We start from the raw sequence: 16,205 nt of genomic DNA on the forward strand, positions 1-16,205 counted from the left end.
AAATGATCCAAGAACAGACTATGCTGAACGTCGCCGACAACTCCGGTGCACGTCGCGTAATGTGTATCAAGGTTCTGGGTGGCTCGCACCGTCGCTACGCAGGCGTAGGCGACATCATCAAGATCACCATCAAGGAAGCAATTCCACGTGGTAAGGTCAAAAAAGGTGATGTGCTGAAAGCGGTAGTGGTGCGCACCAGGAAGGGTGTTCGTCGCCCTGACGGTTCTGTCATTCGCTTCGATGGTAATGCATGCGTTATTTTAAACAATAACAGCGAGCAGCCTATCGGCACGCGTATCTTTGGGCCGGTAACTCGTGAACTTCGTACTGAAAAGTTCATGAAAATTATCTCTCTGGCACCAGAAGTACTCTAAGGAGCGAATCATGGCAGCGAAAATCCGTCGTGATGACGAAGTTATCGTGTTAACCGGTAAAGATAAAGGTAAACGCGGTAAAGTAAAAAATGTTCTGTCTTCCGGCAAACTCGTCGTTGAAGGTATCAACCTGGTTAAGAAACATCAGAAGCCGGTTCCGGCCCTGAACCAACCAGGTGGCATCGTTGAAAAAGAAGCTGCTATTCAGGTTTCTAACGTTGCTCTTTTCAATGCGGCTACCGGCAAGGCTGACCGTGTAGGCTTTAGATTCGAAGACGGCAAAAAAGTCCGTTTCTTCAAATCTACTAGCGAAACTATCAAGTAATTTGGAGTAGTACGATGGCGAAACTGCATGATTACTACAAAGACGAAGTAGTTAACAAACTCATGACTGAGTTTAGCTACAATTCTGTCATGCAAGTCCCTCGGGTCGAGAAGATCACCCTGAACATGGGTGTTGGTGAAGCGATCGCTGACAAGAAACTGCTGGACAACGCAGCAGCGGATCTGACAGCAATCTCCGGTCAAAAGCCGTTGATCACCAAAGCACGCAAATCAGTTGCAGGCTTCAAAATCCGTCAGGGCTATCCGATCGGCTGTAAAGTAACTCTGCGTGGCGAACGCATGTGGGAGTTCCTTGAGCGCCTGATCACTATTGCTGTTCCACGTATCCGTGACTTCCGTGGCTTGTCCGCTAAGTCTTTCGACGGTCGTGGTAACTACAGCATGGGTGTCCGTGAGCAGATCATCTTCCCAGAAATCGATTACGATAAAGTCGATCGCGTACGTGGTTTGGATATTACCATTACCACTACTGCGAAATCTGATGAAGAAGGCCGTGCTCTGCTGGCTGCCTTTGACTTCCCGTTCCGCAAGTAAGGTAGGGTTACTGAATGGCTAAGCAATCAATGAAAGCACGCGAAGTAAAGCGCGTAGCTTTAGCTGATAAATTCTTCGCTAAACGCGCTGAACTGAAAGCGATCATTTCTGATGTGAACGCTTCCGACGAAGATCGTTGGAATGCTGTTCTCAAGCTGCAGTCTCTGCCGCGTGATTCCAGCCCGTCTCGTCAGCGTAACCGCTGTCGTCAAACAGGTCGTCCACATGGTTATGTGGGCAAGTTTGGGTTGAGCCGTATCAAACTGCGTGAAGCCGCCATGCGCGGTGAAGTACCAGGCTTGAAAAAGGCTAGCTGGTAATTACCAATTGAATCACGGGAGTAAAGACAGATGAGCATGCAAGATCCGATCGCGGATATGCTGACCCGTATCCGTAACGGTCAGGCCGCGAACAAAGTTGCGGTCACCATGCCTTCCGCCAAGCTGAAAGTGGCAATTGCCAACGTGCTGAAGGAAGAAGGTTTTATCGAAGATTTTAAAGTTGAAGGCGACACCAAGCCGGAACTGGAACTTACTCTCAAGTATTTCCAGGGTAAAGCTGTTGTAGAAAGCATTCAGCGTGTCAGCCGCCCAGGTCTGCGCATCTATAAGAAAAAAGATGAGCTGCCGAAAGTTATGGCTGGCCTTGGTATCGCAGTTGTTTCTACCTCTAAAGGTGTTATGACTGATCGTGCAGCGCGCCAGGCTGGTCTTGGTGGCGAAATTATCTGCTACGTAGCCTAATCGGAGGAAAGAATGTCTCGTGTTGCTAAAGCACCGGTCGTTATTCCTGCCGGCGTTGATGTAAAAATCGACGGACAGGTTATTACGATCAAAGGTAAAAACGGCGAGCTGACTCGTACTCTCAACAATGCTGTTGAAGTTAAACATGCAGATAATGCTCTGACCTTCGGTCCACGTGATGGTTTCGTGGATGGATGGGCTCAGGCTGGTACCGCGCGTGCCCTGCTGAACTCAATGGTTGTTGGTGTTACCGAAGGCTTCACTAAAAAGCTTCAGCTGGTTGGTGTAGGTTATCGTGCAGCGATCAAAGGGAATGCAGTAGGTCTGTCTCTGGGCTTCTCACACCCTGTTGAGCATCCGCTGCCGGCCGGTATCACTGCAGAATGTCCGACTCAAACTGAAATCGTGCTGAAAGGCGCTGATAAACAGCTGATCGGTCAGGTAGCAGCAGATCTGCGCGCCTACCGTCGTCCTGAGCCATATAAAGGCAAGGGTGTTCGTTACGCCGACGAAGTCGTGCGTACCAAAGAGGCTAAGAAGAAGTAAGGTAACACTATGGATAAGAAATCTGCTCGTATCCGTCGTGCGACCCGCGCACGCCGCAAGCTCAAAGAGCTGGGTGCAACTCGCCTGGTGGTACATCGTACCCCGCGTCATATTTACGCACAGGTTATTGCACCGAACGGTTCTGAAGTTCTGGTAGCTGCTTCTACTGTAGAAAAAGCTATCTCAGAACAGTTGAAGTATACCGGTAACAAAGACGCCGCTGCAGCTGTAGGTAAAGCTGTTGCAGAACGCGCTCTGGAAAAAGGCATCAACAATGTTTCCTTTGACCGTTCCGGGTTCCAATATCATGGTCGTGTCCAGGCACTGGCAGATGCTGCCCGTGAAGCTGGCCTTCAGTTCTAAGGTAGAGGTGTAAGATGGCACACATCGAAAAACAGGCTGGCGAACTGCAGGAAAAGCTGATCGCGGTTAACCGCGTATCTAAAACCGTAAAAGGTGGTCGTATTTTCTCCTTCACAGCTCTGACTGTTGTTGGCGATGGTAACGGTCGCGTTGGTTTTGGTTACGGTAAAGCGCGTGAAGTTCCAGCAGCGATCCAGAAAGCGATGGAAAAAGCTCGTCGCAATATGATTAATGTCGCGCTGAACAACGGTACCCTGCAACACCCAGTTAAAGGTGTTCACACGGGTTCTCGTGTATTCATGCAGCCAGCTTCCGAAGGTACCGGTATCATCGCCGGTGGTGCAATGCGCGCCGTTCTGGAAGTTGCTGGAGTTCATAACGTTCTGGCTAAAGCATATGGTTCCACCAACCCGATCAACGTGGTTCGTGCAACTATTGACGGCCTGGAAAATATGAATTCTCCAGAAATGGTCGCTGCCAAGCGTGGTAAATCCGTTGAAGAAATTCTGGGGTAATTGACCATGGCAAAGACTATTAAAATCACTCAAACCCGCAGTGCAATCGGTCGTCTGCCGAAACACAAGGCAACGCTGCTTGGCCTGGGTCTGCGTCGTATTGGTCATACCGTTGAGCGCGAGGATACTCCTGCTGTTCGTGGTATGGTCAACGCGGTTTACTTCATGGTTAAAGTTGAGGAGTAAGAGATGCGTTTAAATACTCTGTCTCCGGCCGAAGGCTCTAAAAAGGCGGGTAAACGCCTGGGTCGTGGTATCGGTTCTGGCCTCGGTAAAACCGGTGGTCGTGGTCACAAAGGTCAGAACTCTCGTTCTGGCGGTGGCGTACGTCGCGGTTTCGAGGGTGGTCAGATGCCACTGTACCGTCGTCTGCCGAAGTTCGGCTTCACCTCTCGCAAAGCAGCAATCACAGCGGAAGTCCGTCTGTCTGACCTGGCGAAAGTTGAAGGCGGCGTTGTAGACCTGAATACGCTGAAAGCAGCAAATATTATCGGTATCCAGATCGAGTTCGCGAAAGTGATCCTGGCTGGTGAAGTTTCTACTCCGGTAACTGTTCGTGGCCTGCGTGTTACTAAAGGTGCTCGTGCTGCTATCGAAGCTGCTGGCGGTAAAATTGAGGAATAAGTAGCAGATGGCTAAGCAACCGGGATTAGATTTTCAAAGTGCCAAAGGTGGATTTGGCGAGCTGAAACGCAGACTGCTGTTTGTAATCGGCGCGCTGATTGTGTTCCGTATTGGCTCTTTTATTCCGATCCCTGGTATCGATGCCGCTGTACTTGCCAAACTGCTTGAGCAACAGCGAGGCACTATCATTGAAATGTTCAACATGTTCTCTGGTGGTGCTCTCAGCCGTGCTTCAATCTTTGCTCTGGGTATTATGCCGTACATTTCGGCATCCATTATTATCCAGCTGCTAACGGTCGTTCATCCGGCCCTGGCAGAGCTGAAGAAAGAAGGGGAGTCTGGACGTCGCAAGATTAGTCAGTACACCCGTTACGGCACTCTGGTGCTGGCAATATTCCAGTCGATCGGTATTGCTACCGGTCTTCCGAATATGCCTGGTATGCAGGGTCTGGTATTAAACCCGGGCTTTGCATTCTATTTCACCGCTGTTGTTAGTCTGGTCACAGGGACGATGTTCCTGATGTGGCTCGGCGAACAGATCACTGAACGAGGTATCGGTAACGGTATCTCAATCATTATCTTCGCCGGTATTGTTGCGGGCCTCCCGCCAGCCATCGCCCATACTATTGAGCAAGCGCGTCAAGGCGACCTGCACTTCCTCCTGTTGCTGTTGGTTGCAGTATTAGTATTTGCAGTGACGTTCTTTGTTGTTTTCGTGGAACGTGGTCAACGCCGCATTGTGGTGAACTACGCTAAGCGTCAGCAAGGTCGTCGTGTCTATGCTGCACAGAGCACACATTTACCGCTGAAAGTGAATATGGCGGGGGTTATCCCGGCTATCTTCGCTTCCAGTATTATTCTGTTCCCTGCGACCATCGCATCATGGTTCGGGGGCGGAACGGGTTGGAACTGGCTGACAACAATTTCGCTGTATTTGCAGCCTGGGCAACCACTTTATGTGTTACTCTATGCGTCTGCGATCATCTTCTTCTGTTTCTTCTACACGGCGTTGGTCTTCAACCCGCGTGAAACAGCAGATAACCTGAAGAAGTCCGGTGCATTTGTACCAGGAATTCGTCCGGGAGAGCAAACGGCGAAGTATATCGATAAAGTAATGACTCGCCTGACTTTAGTTGGTGCGCTTTATATTACTTTTATCTGCCTGATCCCGGAGTTCATGCGTGATGCAATGAAAGTACCGTTCTACTTCGGTGGGACCTCACTGCTTATCGTTGTTGTCGTGATTATGGACTTTATGGCTCAAGTGCAAACTCTGATGATGTCCAGTCAGTACGAGTCTGCATTGAAGAAGGCGAACCTGAAAGGCTACGGCCGCTAATAGGTCGTCTGAGAAGTTACGGAGAGTAAAAATGAAAGTTCGTGCTTCCGTCAAGAAATTATGCCGTAACTGCAAAATCGTTAAGCGTGATGGTGTCATCCGTGTGATTTGCAGTGCCGAGCCGAAGCATAAACAGCGTCAAGGCTGATTATTTCGCATATTTTTCTTGCAAAGTTGGGTTGAGCTGGCTAGATTAGCCAGCCAATCTTTTGTATGTCTGTACGTTTCCATTTGAGTATCCTGAAAACGGGCTTTTCAGCATGGTGCGTACATATTAAATAGTAGGAGTGCATAGTGGCCCGTATAGCAGGCATTAACATTCCTGATCAGAAACATGCCGTGATCGCATTAACTTCGATCTATGGCGTCGGCAAGACCCGTTCAAAAGCCATTCTGGCTGCAGCGGGTATCGCTGAAGATGTTAAGATCAGTGAGCTGTCTGAAGAACAAATCGACACGCTGCGTGACGAAGTTGCCAAATTTGTCGTTGAAGGTGATCTGCGCCGTGAAATCAGCATGAGCATCAAGCGCCTGATGGATCTTGGTTGCTATCGCGGTTTGCGTCATCGTCGTGGTCTGCCAGTGCGCGGACAGCGTACGAAGACCAACGCACGTACCCGTAAGGGTCCGCGCAAACCGATCAAGAAATAATCGGGGTGATTGAATAATGGCAAAGGCACCAGTTCGTGCACGTAAACGTGTAAGAAAACAAGTCTCTGACGGCGTGGCTCATATCCATGCTTCTTTCAACAACACCATCGTTACTATTACCGATCGTCAGGGTAACGCATTGGGTTGGGCAACAGCCGGTGGTTCCGGTTTCCGTGGTTCACGCAAATCAACTCCGTTCGCAGCTCAGGTTGCAGCAGAGCGTTGCGCTGAAGCCGTAAAAGAATACGGCATCAAGAATCTGGAAGTTATGGTTAAAGGTCCGGGTCCGGGTCGTGAATCTACTGTTCGCGCTCTGAACGCCGCTGGTTTCCGCATCACGAATATTACTGATGTGACTCCGATCCCTCATAACGGTTGTCGTCCGCCGAAAAAACGTCGCGTATAACGCTCGTTTTTTAGGTTAGTTGGAGATAGAAAATGGCAAGATATTTGGGTCCTAAGCTCAAGCTGAGCCGTCGTGAGGGCACCGACTTATTCCTTAAGTCTGGCGTTCGCGCGATCGATACCAAGTGTAAAATTGAACAAGCTCCTGGCCAGCACGGTGCGCGTAAACCGCGTCTGTCTGACTATGGTGTGCAGTTGCGTGAAAAGCAAAAAGTTCGCCGTATGTACGGTGTGCTGGAGCGTCAGTTCCGTAACTACTATAAAGAAGCAGCACGTCTGAAAGGCAACACAGGTGAAAACCTGCTGGCTCTGCTGGAAGGTCGTCTGGACAACGTTGTATACCGTATGGGCTTCGGCGCTACTCGTGCTGAATCACGTCAGCTGGTTAGCCACAAAGCAATCATGGTAAACGGTCGTGTTGTTAACATCGCTTCTTATCAGGTTAAAGCGAATGACGTTGTTAGCATTCGTGAGAAAGCGAAAAAGCAATCTCGCGTGAAGGCCGCTCTGGAGCTGGCTGAGCAGCGTGAAAAGCCAACCTGGCTGGAAGTTGATGCTGGCAAGATGGAAGGTACGTTCAAGCGTCAGCCGGAACGTTCTGATCTGTCTGCGGACATTAACGAACACCTGATCGTCGAGCTTTACTCCAAGTAAAGCTTAGTACCAAAGAGAGGACACAATGCAGGGTTCTGTGACAGAGTTTCTAAAACCGCGCCTGGTAGATATCGAGCAACTGAGTTCGACGCACGCCAAGGTGACCCTTGAGCCTTTAGAGCGTGGCTTTGGCCATACTCTGGGTAACGCACTGCGCCGTATTCTGCTCTCATCGATGCCGGGTTGCGCGGTGACCGAGGTTGAGATTGATGGTGTACTTCATGAGTACAGCACCAAAGAAGGCGTTCAGGAAGATATCCTTGAAATCCTGCTCAACCTGAAAGGGCTGGCGGTGAGAGTTCAGGGTAAAGATGAAGTTATTCTTACTCTGAATAAATCTGGCATTGGCCCTGTGACTGCAGCCGACATCACCCACGACGGTGATGTTGAAATCGTCAAGCCGCAGCACGTGATCTGCCACCTGACCGATGAGAACGCAGCTATTAGCATGCGTATCAAAGTTCAGCGCGGTCGTGGTTATGTGCCGGCTTCTGCCCGAATTCATTCGGAAGAAGATGAGCGCCCAATCGGCCGTCTGCTGGTCGACGCATGCTATAGCCCTGTAGAGCGTATTGCCTACAATGTTGAAGCAGCGCGTGTAGAACAGCGTACCGACCTGGACAAGCTGGTCATCGAAATGGAAACCAATGGCACAATCGATCCTGAAGAGGCGATTCGTCGTGCGGCAACCATCCTGGCAGAGCAACTGGAAGCTTTCGTTGACTTACGTGATGTACGTCAGCCGGAAGTGAAAGAAGAGAAACCAGAATTCGATCCGATCCTGCTGCGCCCTGTTGACGATCTCGAATTGACTGTCCGCTCTGCTAACTGCCTTAAGGCAGAAGCTATCCACTATATCGGTGATCTGGTACAGCGTACCGAGGTTGAGTTGCTGAAAACGCCGAACCTGGGTAAAAAATCTCTTACCGAGATTAAAGACGTGCTGGCTTCACGTGGTCTGTCTCTGGGCATGCGCCTGGAAAACTGGCCACCGGCTAGCATTGCTGACGAGTAACCGGATCACAGGTTAAGGTTTTACTGAGAAGGATAAGGTCATGCGCCATCGTAAGAGTGGTCGTCAACTGAACCGCAACAGCAGCCATCGCCAGGCTATGTTCCGCAATATGGCAGGTTCACTGGTTCGTCATGAGATCATCAAGACGACCCTGCCTAAAGCGAAAGAGCTGCGTCGCGTAGTTGAGCCGCTGATTACTCTTGCCAAGACTGACAGCGTTGCTAATCGTCGTCTGGCATTCGCCCGTACTCGTGATAACGAGATCGTGGCAAAACTGTTTAACGAACTGGGTCCGCGTTTTGCGAGCCGTGCCGGTGGTTACACTCGTATTCTGAAGTGTGGCTTCCGTGCAGGCGACAACGCTCCGATGGCTTACATCGAGCTGGTTGATCGTTCAGAATCTAAAGCAGAAGCTGCTGCAGAGTAATCTGCAGTAACGTAAAAAAACCCGCTCCGGCGGGTTTTTTTATATCCGTAAAATCCCCACTTATCTACAATGACGCTATCTATTCTGTTCAGTATCTGGAGTTCATCATGTGGTTGCTCGATCAGTGGGCAGAACGTCATATCAGCGATGCCCAAAGAAAAGGCGAATTCGATAATCTTCCGGGAAGTGGCGAGCCGCTAGCGCTGGATGATGATTCACACGTCGCGCCTGAATTACGCTCTGGTTACCGCTTGCTCAAGAACGCGGGATGTTTACCTCCCGAGCTTCAACAGCGCAAAGAGGCTTTTGAGCTTGCTGACCTGCTCAAAGGCATTCGCAAGGACGATCCCCGACACAGCGAGTTCACCCGCCGACTGGCATTGATTGAACTGAAGCTCCGCCAGGCGGGTATGAACACTGACTTTTTGCATGGAGAATATTGTGAAAAATTAATGTACAGAGTGCAACAGGAGTAGTTATGTTCCGAATTGGTGAACTTGCAAAGCTCGCTAACGTAACCCCGGATACCATCCGTTACTACGAAAAGCAGCAGATGATTGATCATGAAGTTCGGACTGAGGGGGGGTTCCGCCTCTATACCGAAAATGATCTTCAGCGTTTGCGATTCATCCGCTATGCCCGGCAACTCGGGTTTACTCTGGATTCGATCCGCGAACTGTTGTCGATCCGCATCGATCCTGAGCATCACACCTGCCAGGAATCCAAAAGTATCGTTCAGGCCCGGCTGGATGAAGTTGAAGCGCGTATTCAGGAACTGCAGACGATGCAGCGTTCTCTGCAAAGGTTAAATGATGCCTGCTGCGGTACTTCCCACAGCAGTCTATATTGCTCAATTCTTGAAGCCCTGGAACAGGGTGCCAGCGGAGAGGGACGAGGTTATTGATTTTTGATTCGACCGGGTCTAGACTCCGTTCCATATAAACCTTACTCAGGAGAAACCATGAGTCGCTATCAGCATACAAAGGGACAGATCAAGGACAACGCCATTGAAGCTTTACTTCATGACCCGCTTTTCAGACAGCGCATCGAGAAGAGTAAAAAAGGGAAAGGAAGTTATCTGCGTAAAGAAAAACATGCGAAACGGGTGGACCGGGAGGCCAGTGGCAAGCAAGCGAATCGCTTTTTTACCACTGGCCTTTCTGCTTTTTTCGGCTGTTAAGAACGATTATTCTGCTCTTTTAACAGATCGCGAATTTCAGTCAGCAAAACTTCTTCTTTCGTTGGTGCAGGTGGTGCCGCTGCGGGTTCTTCTTTTTTACGGTTAAGCTTATTGATAAGCTTGATGGCCATAAAGATGGCGAATGCTACGATCACGAAATCAAAAATATTCTGAATAAATATACCATAGTGCATAACGACGGCAGGAATATCTCCCTGAGCCTCTCGCAGCGTTACGGCGAACTGTCTGAAATCAACCCCCCCAATTAGCAGCCCCAGCGGTGGCATAATAATGTCGGCAACCAATGATGAAACGATCTTGCCGAACGCTGCACCAATAATGACACCTACCGCCAAATCCACTACATTTCCGCGCATCGCAAATTCGCGAAATTCTTTAATAAAACTCATTATGTTCTCCTTGTACCAGCTGACGATAATAAGTTTAACAAATGATCAGCTAATTGCCATTGGGGATAAATATTCGTTTTCGAAAACAAAAAACTTATAAAATAAAAGGTTAATGACAGGGAGCTCCTTCATGAGCACCCGAATCATCAAAGGAAGAAAGGACTAGGCTGGAACAAACGTTCGACATCGGTAATAAACTTTTTATCAGTAAGGAACATAATAACGTGGTCGCCTTGCTCGATGCGTAAATTATCGTTGGCGATTATGACATCGTTCCCACGGACTACGGCACCAATAATCGTGCCCGGCGGCAACTTAATTTCGTCGATGGAGCGGCCGACAACGCGAGACGTAGTTTCATCACCGTGCGCGACGGCTTCAATGGCTTCAGCGACACCACGACGAAGTGAGGAGACGCCGACAATATCCGCTTTGCGAACATGACTAAGCAGCGCAGAAATCGTCGCTTGCTGTGGCGAAATAGCGATATCAATAACGCTTCCCTGAACAAGATCAACATAAGCACGGCGCTGAATAAGCACCATCACCTTTTTCGCCCCCATGCGTTTAGCGAGCATGGCCGACATAATATTTGCTTCGTCATCGTTAGTAACGGCAATAAAAAGATCAACCTGATCGATATGCTCTTCGGACAGCAATTCTTGATCCGATGCATCGCCATAAAACACGATGGTATTCTGTAACTTTTCAGCGAGTTCAGAGGCACGTTGCTGATCGCGCTCGATCAACTTCACGCTGTAATCTTTTTCCAGACGATGGGCCAGACCTGCGCCGATATTACCGCCCCCGACCAGCATGATGCGTCTATAGGGCTTCTCGAGACGTTGAAGCTCGCTCATAACCGCACGAATATGCTGAGATGCTGCAATAAAGAAGACTTCATCTCCGGCTTCAACAATGGTGGAACCCTGGGGGCGAATAGGCCTGTCGTGACGGAAAATGGCCACGACCCGCGTGTCAATATGCGGCATGTGCTCCCGCATTGTCGACAGGGCGTTACCGATCAATGGACCGCCGTAATACGCTTTAACTACTGCCAGGCTTACTTTCCCCTCAGCAAAGTTCACGACCTGGAGAGCGCCCGGATATTCGATTAGGCGGTAAATACTATCAATGACCAACTGTTCTGGCGCAATAAGATGGTCAATAGGTACGGCTTCTGAGTTGAACAGTTTCTCCGCGTCCCGGACATAGTCTGGTGAACGTATCCGTGCGATCCGGTTTGGCGTGTTGAAAAGCGAGTAGGCAACCTGACATGCAACCATATTGGTTTCGTCGGAACTGGTGACGGCAACCAGCATGTCTGCATCATCGGCGCCAGCCTCACGCAGTACCCGCGGATGTGAACCGTGCCCCTGCACCACGCGGAGGTCAAACTTGTCCTGCAAAACGTGCAACCGATCGCCATTGGTATCGACAATCGTAATATCGTTATTTTCGCCAACAAGATTTTCTGCCAGCGTTCCACCAACCTGTCCTGCGCCCAGAATGATAATTTTCATATCGTGTGACCTGTTCTCAACATCACTCTTTGATTAGCTTAGCGTAAAAGAAGCCATCACCCTCTTCGCTACCCGGTAGGTTTTGTAGGCCTGGTTGTTCCGGCGTTCCCGTATCATGCAGTGCAGCATCAGGCGTACGTTTCAGGAAGGCCGCTATTTGCTGGCTGTTTTCTTCCGGGAGGACGGAACAGGTCGCATAGACCAGCGTTCCGCCTGATTTAAGTTGTGACCAAATGGCGTCGAGAATTTCGGACTGCAGCTGAGCAAGTTCCTTAATATCACGATCGCGGCGTAGCCATTTGATATCGGGATGACGACGAATCACGCCTGTTGCAGAACAGGGAGCATCCAGCAAAATGCGATCGAACTTAGCCTCACCGCACCATTCTGATGGTTTACGCCCATCCCCTTGTTTAACCTGTGCTTTCATACCCAAACGCTTCAGGTTGTCATAAACGCGTGAGAGGCGCTGCTCGTCAACATCCACGGCCATCACGCTTGCCAGTGGCGCAACTTCCAGAATATGCGTCGTTTTGCCGCCAGGTGCAGCGCAGAGATCGAGGATCTGTTCACCATTTTTGGGCTCAAGCCAGGCCATGCAGCCCTGTGCCGAGGCATCCTGTACGGTTACCCACCCCTCTTCAAAACCGGGTAACATGTGTACCGGGGCAGGCGAGGCTAAACGTACGGCATCTGAATAAGCTTCATGCGTGAAACCACTCATACCAGCTTCTTCAAGCAATGCCAGCCAGGCGTCACGCGTATGGTGATTGCGGTTGACGCGAAGCCACATCGGCGGGCGTTGATTATTGGCATCTGCGATCGCTTGCCACTGCTTCGGATACGCTTTTTTAAGGCGGGCAAGAAGCCAGTCAGGATGCAGGAAACGTTTTTCACTCTCAGCGAACTCAGCCTGAAGCTCTTCCTGCTGTCGCTGGAACTGACGCAATACGCCATTGATCAACCCTTTCAGTTGAGGACGCTTAATCGCCACAGCACCTTCTACCGTCTCGGCCAGGACTGCGTGAGGGGGAATGCGCGTATAAAGAAGCTGATAGAAGCCCACCATGATTAAATAATGCACGGTACGCTGTTTACCTGCCATTGGGCGCGACATCAGCTTATTGATCAGCCATTCAAGCTGAGAAAGGGTGCGCAGGACGCCAAAGCACAGCTCCTGAAGCAGAGCTTTGTCCTTATCAGATACTTTTTGCTGCAGGGGGGGCAGGACATTGCTCAGTGACTGCCCTTGCTCAACCACTTTTTCAACGGCCTGAGCCGCCAGACTGCGTAGATTTTGTTTTTTCATAACCGTAAAAATAAAAATGCCCGGAAACTCCGGGCCTTAAGAATGAAAGGGTCAGGCAAGACGGTTGCCAGGGATAAACCATTCACGACGAGAATTTAGCAAATCCTGGGCACTCATCGGTTTCTTACCTGCTGGCTGTAGAGACTCAAGATTTAAAACACCTCCCGCAGTGGCAACCTGGATGCCGTGCTTGCTCGCCTCGAGAATGGTGCCGGGTTCGGCCGTAGTCTTGCTATCAATTACCGAAGCTTTCCAGATTTTTACCGGCTGCTCATCAATTATCATCCAGCTCATTGGCCACGGATTAAAAGCGCGGACACAGCGTTCGAGCTGTGCGGCAGTAAGCGACCAGTCGATCCGGGCTTCTTCTTTGCTCAATTTTTCAGCATAGGTTACCCGCGTTTCATCCTGGACTTCAGGTTTCGCGCTGTTATCAGCGAGCTGTCTTAGTGTTTCAATGAGTCCCTGAGGGCCAAGTCCAGCCAGTTTGTCGTACAGGGTGGCGCTGGTATCGTCTGCAGTGATTGGACAGGCGAGCTTATACAGCATATCGCCCGTGTCTAAGCCTACGTCCATCTTCATGATCGTGACGCCTGTTTCTGCGTCGCCAGCCCACAGCGAGCGCTGAATAGGTGCCGCCCCGCGCCAGCGTGGGAGCAGAGAGCCATGTACGTTGACACAGCCCAGGCGTGGCATATCAAGTACGGCTTTTGGCAAAATTAAGCCATACGCTACCACTACCATCACGTCGGCTTGTAGGTCAGCAACCAACTGCTGATTTTCCTGAGGGCGTAACGATGCTGGCTGAAATACCGGTAATCCATGTTCCTCAGCCAATACTTTTACCGGCCCTGGCATCAGCTTTTTACCGCGACCTGCCGGGCGATCGGGCTGAGTAAATACGCCGACAACCTGGTGACCCGAAGTTAACAGCGCGTCCAGATGACGCGCTGCAAAATCAGGGGTTCCGGCGAAGATAATACGTAGTGTTTTAGACACGTTGATCCTTGTCTCCGGAGGACGTTATGCGCGTGAACGCATACGATCCAGTTTCTCGACTTTCTGACGAATACGCTGCTGCTTCAGGGGAGAGAGGTAATCGATAAACAGTTTACCGACCAGGTGATCCATTTCATGTTGGATACAGATCGCCAGCAGTTCGTCTGCTTCCAGCTCGAACGGTTTGCCGTCACGATCCAGTGCGCGAATCTTCACTTTCTCTGCACGCGGCACGAGAGCTCGTTGCTCTGGGATAGACAGACAGCCTTCCTCAATACCTGTTTCGCCGCTCTTTTCGAGCAGCTCAGGGTTGATCAGCACCAGACGACCTTCACGATTTTCAGAAACGTCGATAACGATAATGCGCTTGTGAATATCCACCTGCGTGGCTGCCAGACCGATACCTTCTTCCGCATACATGGTATCGAACATATCATCGACGATACGCTGAATTTCTGCATTCACTTCATTAACCGGTTCAGCGACGATGCGAAGGCGCTCGTCCGGAATATGTAACACTTGCAAAACTGCCATAAATTTCCAGAGTCGTGTTCAGGAGTTGATAAGAATACTCTCTCTATTCTAGACAAATCCCCTATCGATTGACAGCATCAGTGACCAATCGCAATGATTGCGGAGGCTGCTTATGGCAAGGGAAAGGATGACATCTACTGAGATATGGCTCCGGCTAATGAATATAGGTTCGCTATGTGGTGATGCTATGCTGGAAACGGCTAAGCAGCTGCTTAGTAAGGCCACGATTGATGACGTAGCGACCGCCGAAGCCGGACTCCCGGTAAAGCAGGCGGCGAGATTTTTTGCGCTCGCGGAAAGTGAGCTTGAACGCTGTTTGATGTGGCTTGAACAGCCGGGGAATTATCTGTTAACCGCCGATCAGCCTCTTTATCCCCCTTTACTTCGCACTGTGGTTGATTATCCCGGGGCATTATTTATCAGAGGCAACCCTGATTGCCTTAAGGCGATTCAACTGGCGGTCGTCGGTAGCCGTTCGCCTTCCTGGTATGGGGAACGCTGGGGAAAGATTCTGTGTGAGCAGCTTGCGCAATCAGGGTTCACGATAACCAGCGGGCTGGCGTGCGGCATTGACGGTGTCGCTCACAACGCCGCGTTGACGGCAAAAGGCCGCAGCGTGGCGGTTCTGGGTAATGGGCTTTTTAGCGTCTACCCCCGGCGGCATCAGTCCCTCGCTGAGCGAATTATCGAATCTGATGGCGCGATAGTCTCGGAGTTTTCTCTCGCCACTCAACCCAGACCGGGTAATTTTCCCCGTCGTAATCGAATTATTAGCGGGTTGAGCCAGGGAGTGCTGGTGGTTGAAGCGGCGTTACGCAGTGGCTCGCTTGTTACGGCAAGATGTGCGCTTGAACAGGGACGCGAAGTGTTTGCCTTGCCCGGTCCGATAGGTAACCCTGGATGTGAAGGCCCTCACTGGCTCATTAAGCAAGGCGCCACACCGGTGACGTGCGTAGAAGACATACTTGAAAATTTACAATATGGCTTGCACTGGTTAACAGATGTACCCGAAAAGCGACATTATTCGTCAGATCAGCAGGAGGTGGCATTGCCATTTCCCAAGCTCCTGGCTAACGTAGGAGATGAGGTAACACCTGTTGACGTTGTCGCTGAACGTGCCGGCCAACCTGTGCCAGTAACGGTAGCACAGCTACTTGAACTGGAGTTAGCAGGGTGGATCGCAGCTGTACCCGGCGGCTATGTCCGATTAAGGAGGGCATGCCATGTTCGACGTACTGATGTATTTGTTTGAAACTTACATCCACAACGAAGCAGAAATGCGCGTGGATCAGGACAAATTAACACGTGATCTGACCGATGCAGGATTCGAACGGGAAGATATTTACAATGCGTTGATGTGGTTAGATAAGCTGGCTGATTATCAGGAAGGCCTCGCCGAACCGATGCAGCTCGCTTCTGACCCATTGTCTGTACGCATTTATACAGCTGAAGAGTGTGAAAGGCTGGACGCCAGCTGCCGGGGATTCATCTTATTCCTTGAGCAGATTCAGGTGCTGAACCTCGAAACGAGAGAAATGGTGATAGAGCGCGTCATGGCGCTGGATACGGCAGAGTTTGAACTGGACGATCTTAAATGGGTGATCCTGATGGTTCTGTTTAATATTCCAGGCTGTGAAAATGCCTATCAGCAAATGGAAGAATTACTCTTTGAAGTGAATGAAGGTATGCTGCACTAAATCAATGAGCATCACCAA

General features: G+C 50.3%; 27 protein-coding genes. 22 read left to right on the plus strand and 5 right to left on the minus strand.

Annotated features, from left to right (window positions below):
- The first annotated feature begins 2 nt into the window (after positions 1–2).
- From rplN to NL510_RS03245, 20 genes are all read left to right on the plus strand, one after another.
- Positions 3–374, plus strand: coding sequence for a 50S ribosomal protein L14 (rplN, locus tag NL510_RS03150; protein ID WP_004160583.1), 372 nt, complete (start codon positions 3–5; stop codon positions 372–374).
- Between the two features lie 10 nt (positions 375–384).
- On the plus strand, positions 385–699 hold the full coding sequence (gene rplX, locus NL510_RS03155; RefSeq protein ID WP_006178919.1) for a 50S ribosomal protein L24: 315 nt from the start codon (positions 385–387) through the stop codon (positions 697–699).
- Between the two features lie 14 nt (positions 700–713).
- Positions 714–1,253: a 50S ribosomal protein L5 gene (rplE, locus tag NL510_RS03160; protein WP_022649589.1), complete on the plus strand. Its 540-nt coding sequence runs from the start codon at positions 714–716 to the stop codon at positions 1,251–1,253.
- A gap of 14 nt (positions 1,254–1,267) precedes the next feature.
- Entirely contained in the window at positions 1,268–1,573 is a 306-nt protein-coding gene (gene rpsN, locus NL510_RS03165) for a 30S ribosomal protein S14 (RefSeq protein WP_003863291.1), read from the plus strand.
- Positions 1,574–1,603: 30 nt separating this feature from the next.
- Positions 1,604–1,996, plus strand: a complete 393-nt coding sequence (gene rpsH, locus NL510_RS03170; RefSeq protein WP_006178918.1) for a 30S ribosomal protein S8 — start codon at positions 1,604–1,606, stop codon at positions 1,994–1,996.
- A gap of 12 nt (positions 1,997–2,008) precedes the next feature.
- Positions 2,009–2,542 carry a 50S ribosomal protein L6 gene (rplF, locus tag NL510_RS03175; RefSeq protein WP_006178917.1) on the plus strand — a complete coding sequence of 178 codons (534 nt, stop codon included), beginning with the start codon at positions 2,009–2,011 and terminating at the stop codon, positions 2,540–2,542.
- A gap of 9 nt (positions 2,543–2,551) precedes the next feature.
- Positions 2,552–2,905: a 50S ribosomal protein L18 gene (rplR, locus tag NL510_RS03180; RefSeq protein ID WP_227171104.1), complete on the plus strand. Its 354-nt coding sequence runs from the start codon at positions 2,552–2,554 to the stop codon at positions 2,903–2,905.
- 14 nt (positions 2,906–2,919) lie between these two features.
- A complete protein-coding gene (rpsE, locus tag NL510_RS03185) occupies positions 2,920–3,420 on the plus strand; it encodes a 30S ribosomal protein S5 (protein WP_003863299.1) in 501 nt (166 codons plus the stop codon).
- Positions 3,421–3,426: 6 nt separating this feature from the next.
- Positions 3,427–3,606 carry a 50S ribosomal protein L30 gene (gene rpmD / locus NL510_RS03190; protein ID WP_003863301.1) on the plus strand — a complete coding sequence of 60 codons (180 nt, stop codon included), beginning with the start codon at positions 3,427–3,429 and terminating at the stop codon, positions 3,604–3,606.
- 3 nt (positions 3,607–3,609) lie between these two features.
- Complete coding sequence (gene rplO / locus NL510_RS03195; RefSeq protein ID WP_013099022.1) at positions 3,610–4,044, plus strand: 50S ribosomal protein L15; 435 nt, start codon at positions 3,610–3,612, stop codon at positions 4,042–4,044.
- A 7-nt stretch (positions 4,045–4,051) separates the two neighbouring features.
- The gene (secY, locus tag NL510_RS03200) at positions 4,052–5,383 is read left to right on the plus strand and encodes a preprotein translocase subunit SecY (protein ID WP_003863305.1); all 1,332 of its coding nucleotides are present in this window, start codon (positions 4,052–4,054) and stop codon (positions 5,381–5,383) included.
- 31 nt (positions 5,384–5,414) lie between these two features.
- On the plus strand, positions 5,415–5,531 hold the full coding sequence (gene rpmJ / locus NL510_RS03205) for a 50S ribosomal protein L36 (RefSeq protein ID WP_000868187.1): 117 nt from the start codon (positions 5,415–5,417) through the stop codon (positions 5,529–5,531).
- Between the two features lie 146 nt (positions 5,532–5,677).
- The gene (gene rpsM, locus NL510_RS03210; protein ID WP_003863308.1) at positions 5,678–6,034 is read left to right on the plus strand and encodes a 30S ribosomal protein S13; all 357 of its coding nucleotides are present in this window, start codon (positions 5,678–5,680) and stop codon (positions 6,032–6,034) included.
- A gap of 16 nt (positions 6,035–6,050) precedes the next feature.
- Positions 6,051–6,440, plus strand: coding sequence for a 30S ribosomal protein S11 (gene rpsK / locus NL510_RS03215; protein ID WP_003863312.1), 390 nt, complete (start codon positions 6,051–6,053; stop codon positions 6,438–6,440).
- A 32-nt stretch (positions 6,441–6,472) separates the two neighbouring features.
- The gene (rpsD, locus tag NL510_RS03220; RefSeq protein WP_004868345.1) at positions 6,473–7,093 is read left to right on the plus strand and encodes a 30S ribosomal protein S4; all 621 of its coding nucleotides are present in this window, start codon (positions 6,473–6,475) and stop codon (positions 7,091–7,093) included.
- A gap of 25 nt (positions 7,094–7,118) precedes the next feature.
- Positions 7,119–8,108 carry a DNA-directed RNA polymerase subunit alpha gene (locus NL510_RS03225; RefSeq protein ID WP_062779420.1) on the plus strand — a complete coding sequence of 330 codons (990 nt, stop codon included), beginning with the start codon at positions 7,119–7,121 and terminating at the stop codon, positions 8,106–8,108.
- Between the two features lie 40 nt (positions 8,109–8,148).
- Entirely contained in the window at positions 8,149–8,535 is a 387-nt protein-coding gene (rplQ, locus tag NL510_RS03230; RefSeq protein ID WP_001216372.1) for a 50S ribosomal protein L17, read from the plus strand.
- 107 nt (positions 8,536–8,642) lie between these two features.
- Positions 8,643–9,011 carry a DnaJ family domain-containing protein gene (locus NL510_RS03235; protein ID WP_253381537.1) on the plus strand — a complete coding sequence of 123 codons (369 nt, stop codon included), beginning with the start codon at positions 8,643–8,645 and terminating at the stop codon, positions 9,009–9,011.
- Positions 9,012–9,013: 2 nt separating this feature from the next.
- Entirely contained in the window at positions 9,014–9,439 is a 426-nt protein-coding gene (gene zntR, locus NL510_RS03240; RefSeq protein ID WP_253381539.1) for a Zn(2+)-responsive transcriptional regulator, read from the plus strand.
- A gap of 57 nt (positions 9,440–9,496) precedes the next feature.
- A complete protein-coding gene (locus NL510_RS03245; protein WP_253381541.1) occupies positions 9,497–9,715 on the plus strand; it encodes an alternative ribosome-rescue factor A in 219 nt (72 codons plus the stop codon).
- Here NL510_RS03245 and mscL read toward each other — a convergent pair.
- The 5 genes from mscL to def all read right to left on the minus strand — a co-directional run bounded on the left by mscL (position 9,712) and on the right by def (position 14,490).
- A complete protein-coding gene (mscL, locus tag NL510_RS03250; protein WP_253381542.1) occupies positions 9,712–10,125 on the minus strand; it encodes a large-conductance mechanosensitive channel protein MscL in 414 nt (137 codons plus the stop codon). The two genes, NL510_RS03245 and mscL, sit on opposite strands and share 4 nt — an antisense overlap.
- Before the next feature lie 146 nt (positions 10,126–10,271).
- Positions 10,272–11,648, minus strand: coding sequence for a Trk system potassium transporter TrkA (trkA, locus tag NL510_RS03255; protein WP_253381544.1), 1,377 nt, complete (start codon positions 11,646–11,648; stop codon positions 10,272–10,274).
- 22 nt (positions 11,649–11,670) lie between these two features.
- The gene (gene rsmB, locus NL510_RS03260) at positions 11,671–12,957 is read right to left on the minus strand and encodes a 16S rRNA (cytosine(967)-C(5))-methyltransferase RsmB (RefSeq protein WP_253381546.1); all 1,287 of its coding nucleotides are present in this window, start codon (positions 12,955–12,957) and stop codon (positions 11,671–11,673) included.
- Positions 12,958–13,008: 51 nt separating this feature from the next.
- The gene (gene fmt, locus NL510_RS03265) at positions 13,009–13,956 is read right to left on the minus strand and encodes a methionyl-tRNA formyltransferase (protein ID WP_253381548.1); all 948 of its coding nucleotides are present in this window, start codon (positions 13,954–13,956) and stop codon (positions 13,009–13,011) included.
- A 24-nt stretch (positions 13,957–13,980) separates the two neighbouring features.
- Positions 13,981–14,490, minus strand: coding sequence for a peptide deformylase (gene def, locus NL510_RS03270; protein WP_253381550.1), 510 nt, complete (start codon positions 14,488–14,490; stop codon positions 13,981–13,983).
- Positions 14,491–14,617: 127 nt separating this feature from the next.
- On the opposite strand from def, the gene dprA reads away from it, so the two are divergent.
- Together dprA and smg are read left to right on the plus strand one after the other, a co-directional pair.
- A complete protein-coding gene (gene dprA, locus NL510_RS03275; protein ID WP_253381552.1) occupies positions 14,618–15,742 on the plus strand; it encodes a DNA-protecting protein DprA in 1,125 nt (374 codons plus the stop codon).
- A complete protein-coding gene (gene smg, locus NL510_RS03280) occupies positions 15,714–16,187 on the plus strand; it encodes a DUF494 family protein Smg (protein ID WP_253381554.1) in 474 nt (157 codons plus the stop codon). The genes dprA and smg overlap by 29 nt, the downstream gene beginning before the upstream one ends.
- The last annotated feature ends 18 nt before the right edge of the window (positions 16,188–16,205 follow it).

Origin of the sequence: unidentified bacterial endosymbiont (assembly GCF_918797525.1) — a bacterium.
Classification (GTDB): Bacteria; Pseudomonadota; Gammaproteobacteria; order Enterobacterales; family Enterobacteriaceae; genus Enterobacter.

Coding starts and splice junctions, on each gene's coding strand:
- rplE (WP_022649589.1), top strand. CDS start 714: ATGGCGAAACTGCATGATTACTACAAAGACGAAGTAGTTAACAAACTC.
- NL510_RS03245 (WP_253381541.1), top strand. CDS start 9,497: ATGAGTCGCTATCAGCATACAAAGGGACAGATCAAGGACAACGCCATT.
- rplO (WP_013099022.1), top strand. CDS start 3,610: ATGCGTTTAAATACTCTGTCTCCGGCCGAAGGCTCTAAAAAGGCGGGT.
- rpsE (WP_003863299.1), top strand. CDS start 2,920: ATGGCACACATCGAAAAACAGGCTGGCGAACTGCAGGAAAAGCTGATC.
- rpsD (WP_004868345.1), top strand. CDS start 6,473: ATGGCAAGATATTTGGGTCCTAAGCTCAAGCTGAGCCGTCGTGAGGGC.
- zntR (WP_253381539.1), top strand. CDS start 9,014: ATGTTCCGAATTGGTGAACTTGCAAAGCTCGCTAACGTAACCCCGGAT.
- rplN (WP_004160583.1), top strand. CDS start 3: ATGATCCAAGAACAGACTATGCTGAACGTCGCCGACAACTCCGGTGCA.
- rpsN (WP_003863291.1), top strand. CDS start 1,268: ATGGCTAAGCAATCAATGAAAGCACGCGAAGTAAAGCGCGTAGCTTTA.
- smg (WP_253381554.1), top strand. CDS start 15,714: ATGTTCGACGTACTGATGTATTTGTTTGAAACTTACATCCACAACGAA.
- def (WP_253381550.1), bottom strand. CDS start 14,490: ATGGCAGTTTTGCAAGTGTTACATATTCCGGACGAGCGCCTTCGCATC.
- NL510_RS03235 (WP_253381537.1), top strand. CDS start 8,643: ATGTGGTTGCTCGATCAGTGGGCAGAACGTCATATCAGCGATGCCCAA.
- rsmB (WP_253381546.1), bottom strand. CDS start 12,957: ATGAAAAAACAAAATCTACGCAGTCTGGCGGCTCAGGCCGTTGAAAAA.
- rplX (WP_006178919.1), top strand. CDS start 385: ATGGCAGCGAAAATCCGTCGTGATGACGAAGTTATCGTGTTAACCGGT.
- secY (WP_003863305.1), top strand. CDS start 4,052: ATGGCTAAGCAACCGGGATTAGATTTTCAAAGTGCCAAAGGTGGATTT.
- rpmD (WP_003863301.1), top strand. CDS start 3,427: ATGGCAAAGACTATTAAAATCACTCAAACCCGCAGTGCAATCGGTCGT.
- rpsK (WP_003863312.1), top strand. CDS start 6,051: ATGGCAAAGGCACCAGTTCGTGCACGTAAACGTGTAAGAAAACAAGTC.
- rplF (WP_006178917.1), top strand. CDS start 2,009: ATGTCTCGTGTTGCTAAAGCACCGGTCGTTATTCCTGCCGGCGTTGAT.
- rplR (WP_227171104.1), top strand. CDS start 2,552: ATGGATAAGAAATCTGCTCGTATCCGTCGTGCGACCCGCGCACGCCGC.
- trkA (WP_253381544.1), bottom strand. CDS start 11,648: ATGAAAATTATCATTCTGGGCGCAGGACAGGTTGGTGGAACGCTGGCA.
- mscL (WP_253381542.1), bottom strand. CDS start 10,125: ATGAGTTTTATTAAAGAATTTCGCGAATTTGCGATGCGCGGAAATGTA.
- rpmJ (WP_000868187.1), top strand. CDS start 5,415: ATGAAAGTTCGTGCTTCCGTCAAGAAATTATGCCGTAACTGCAAAATC.
- rpsH (WP_006178918.1), top strand. CDS start 1,604: ATGAGCATGCAAGATCCGATCGCGGATATGCTGACCCGTATCCGTAAC.
- rplQ (WP_001216372.1), top strand. CDS start 8,149: ATGCGCCATCGTAAGAGTGGTCGTCAACTGAACCGCAACAGCAGCCAT.
- NL510_RS03225 (WP_062779420.1), top strand. CDS start 7,119: ATGCAGGGTTCTGTGACAGAGTTTCTAAAACCGCGCCTGGTAGATATC.
- dprA (WP_253381552.1), top strand. CDS start 14,618: ATGACATCTACTGAGATATGGCTCCGGCTAATGAATATAGGTTCGCTA.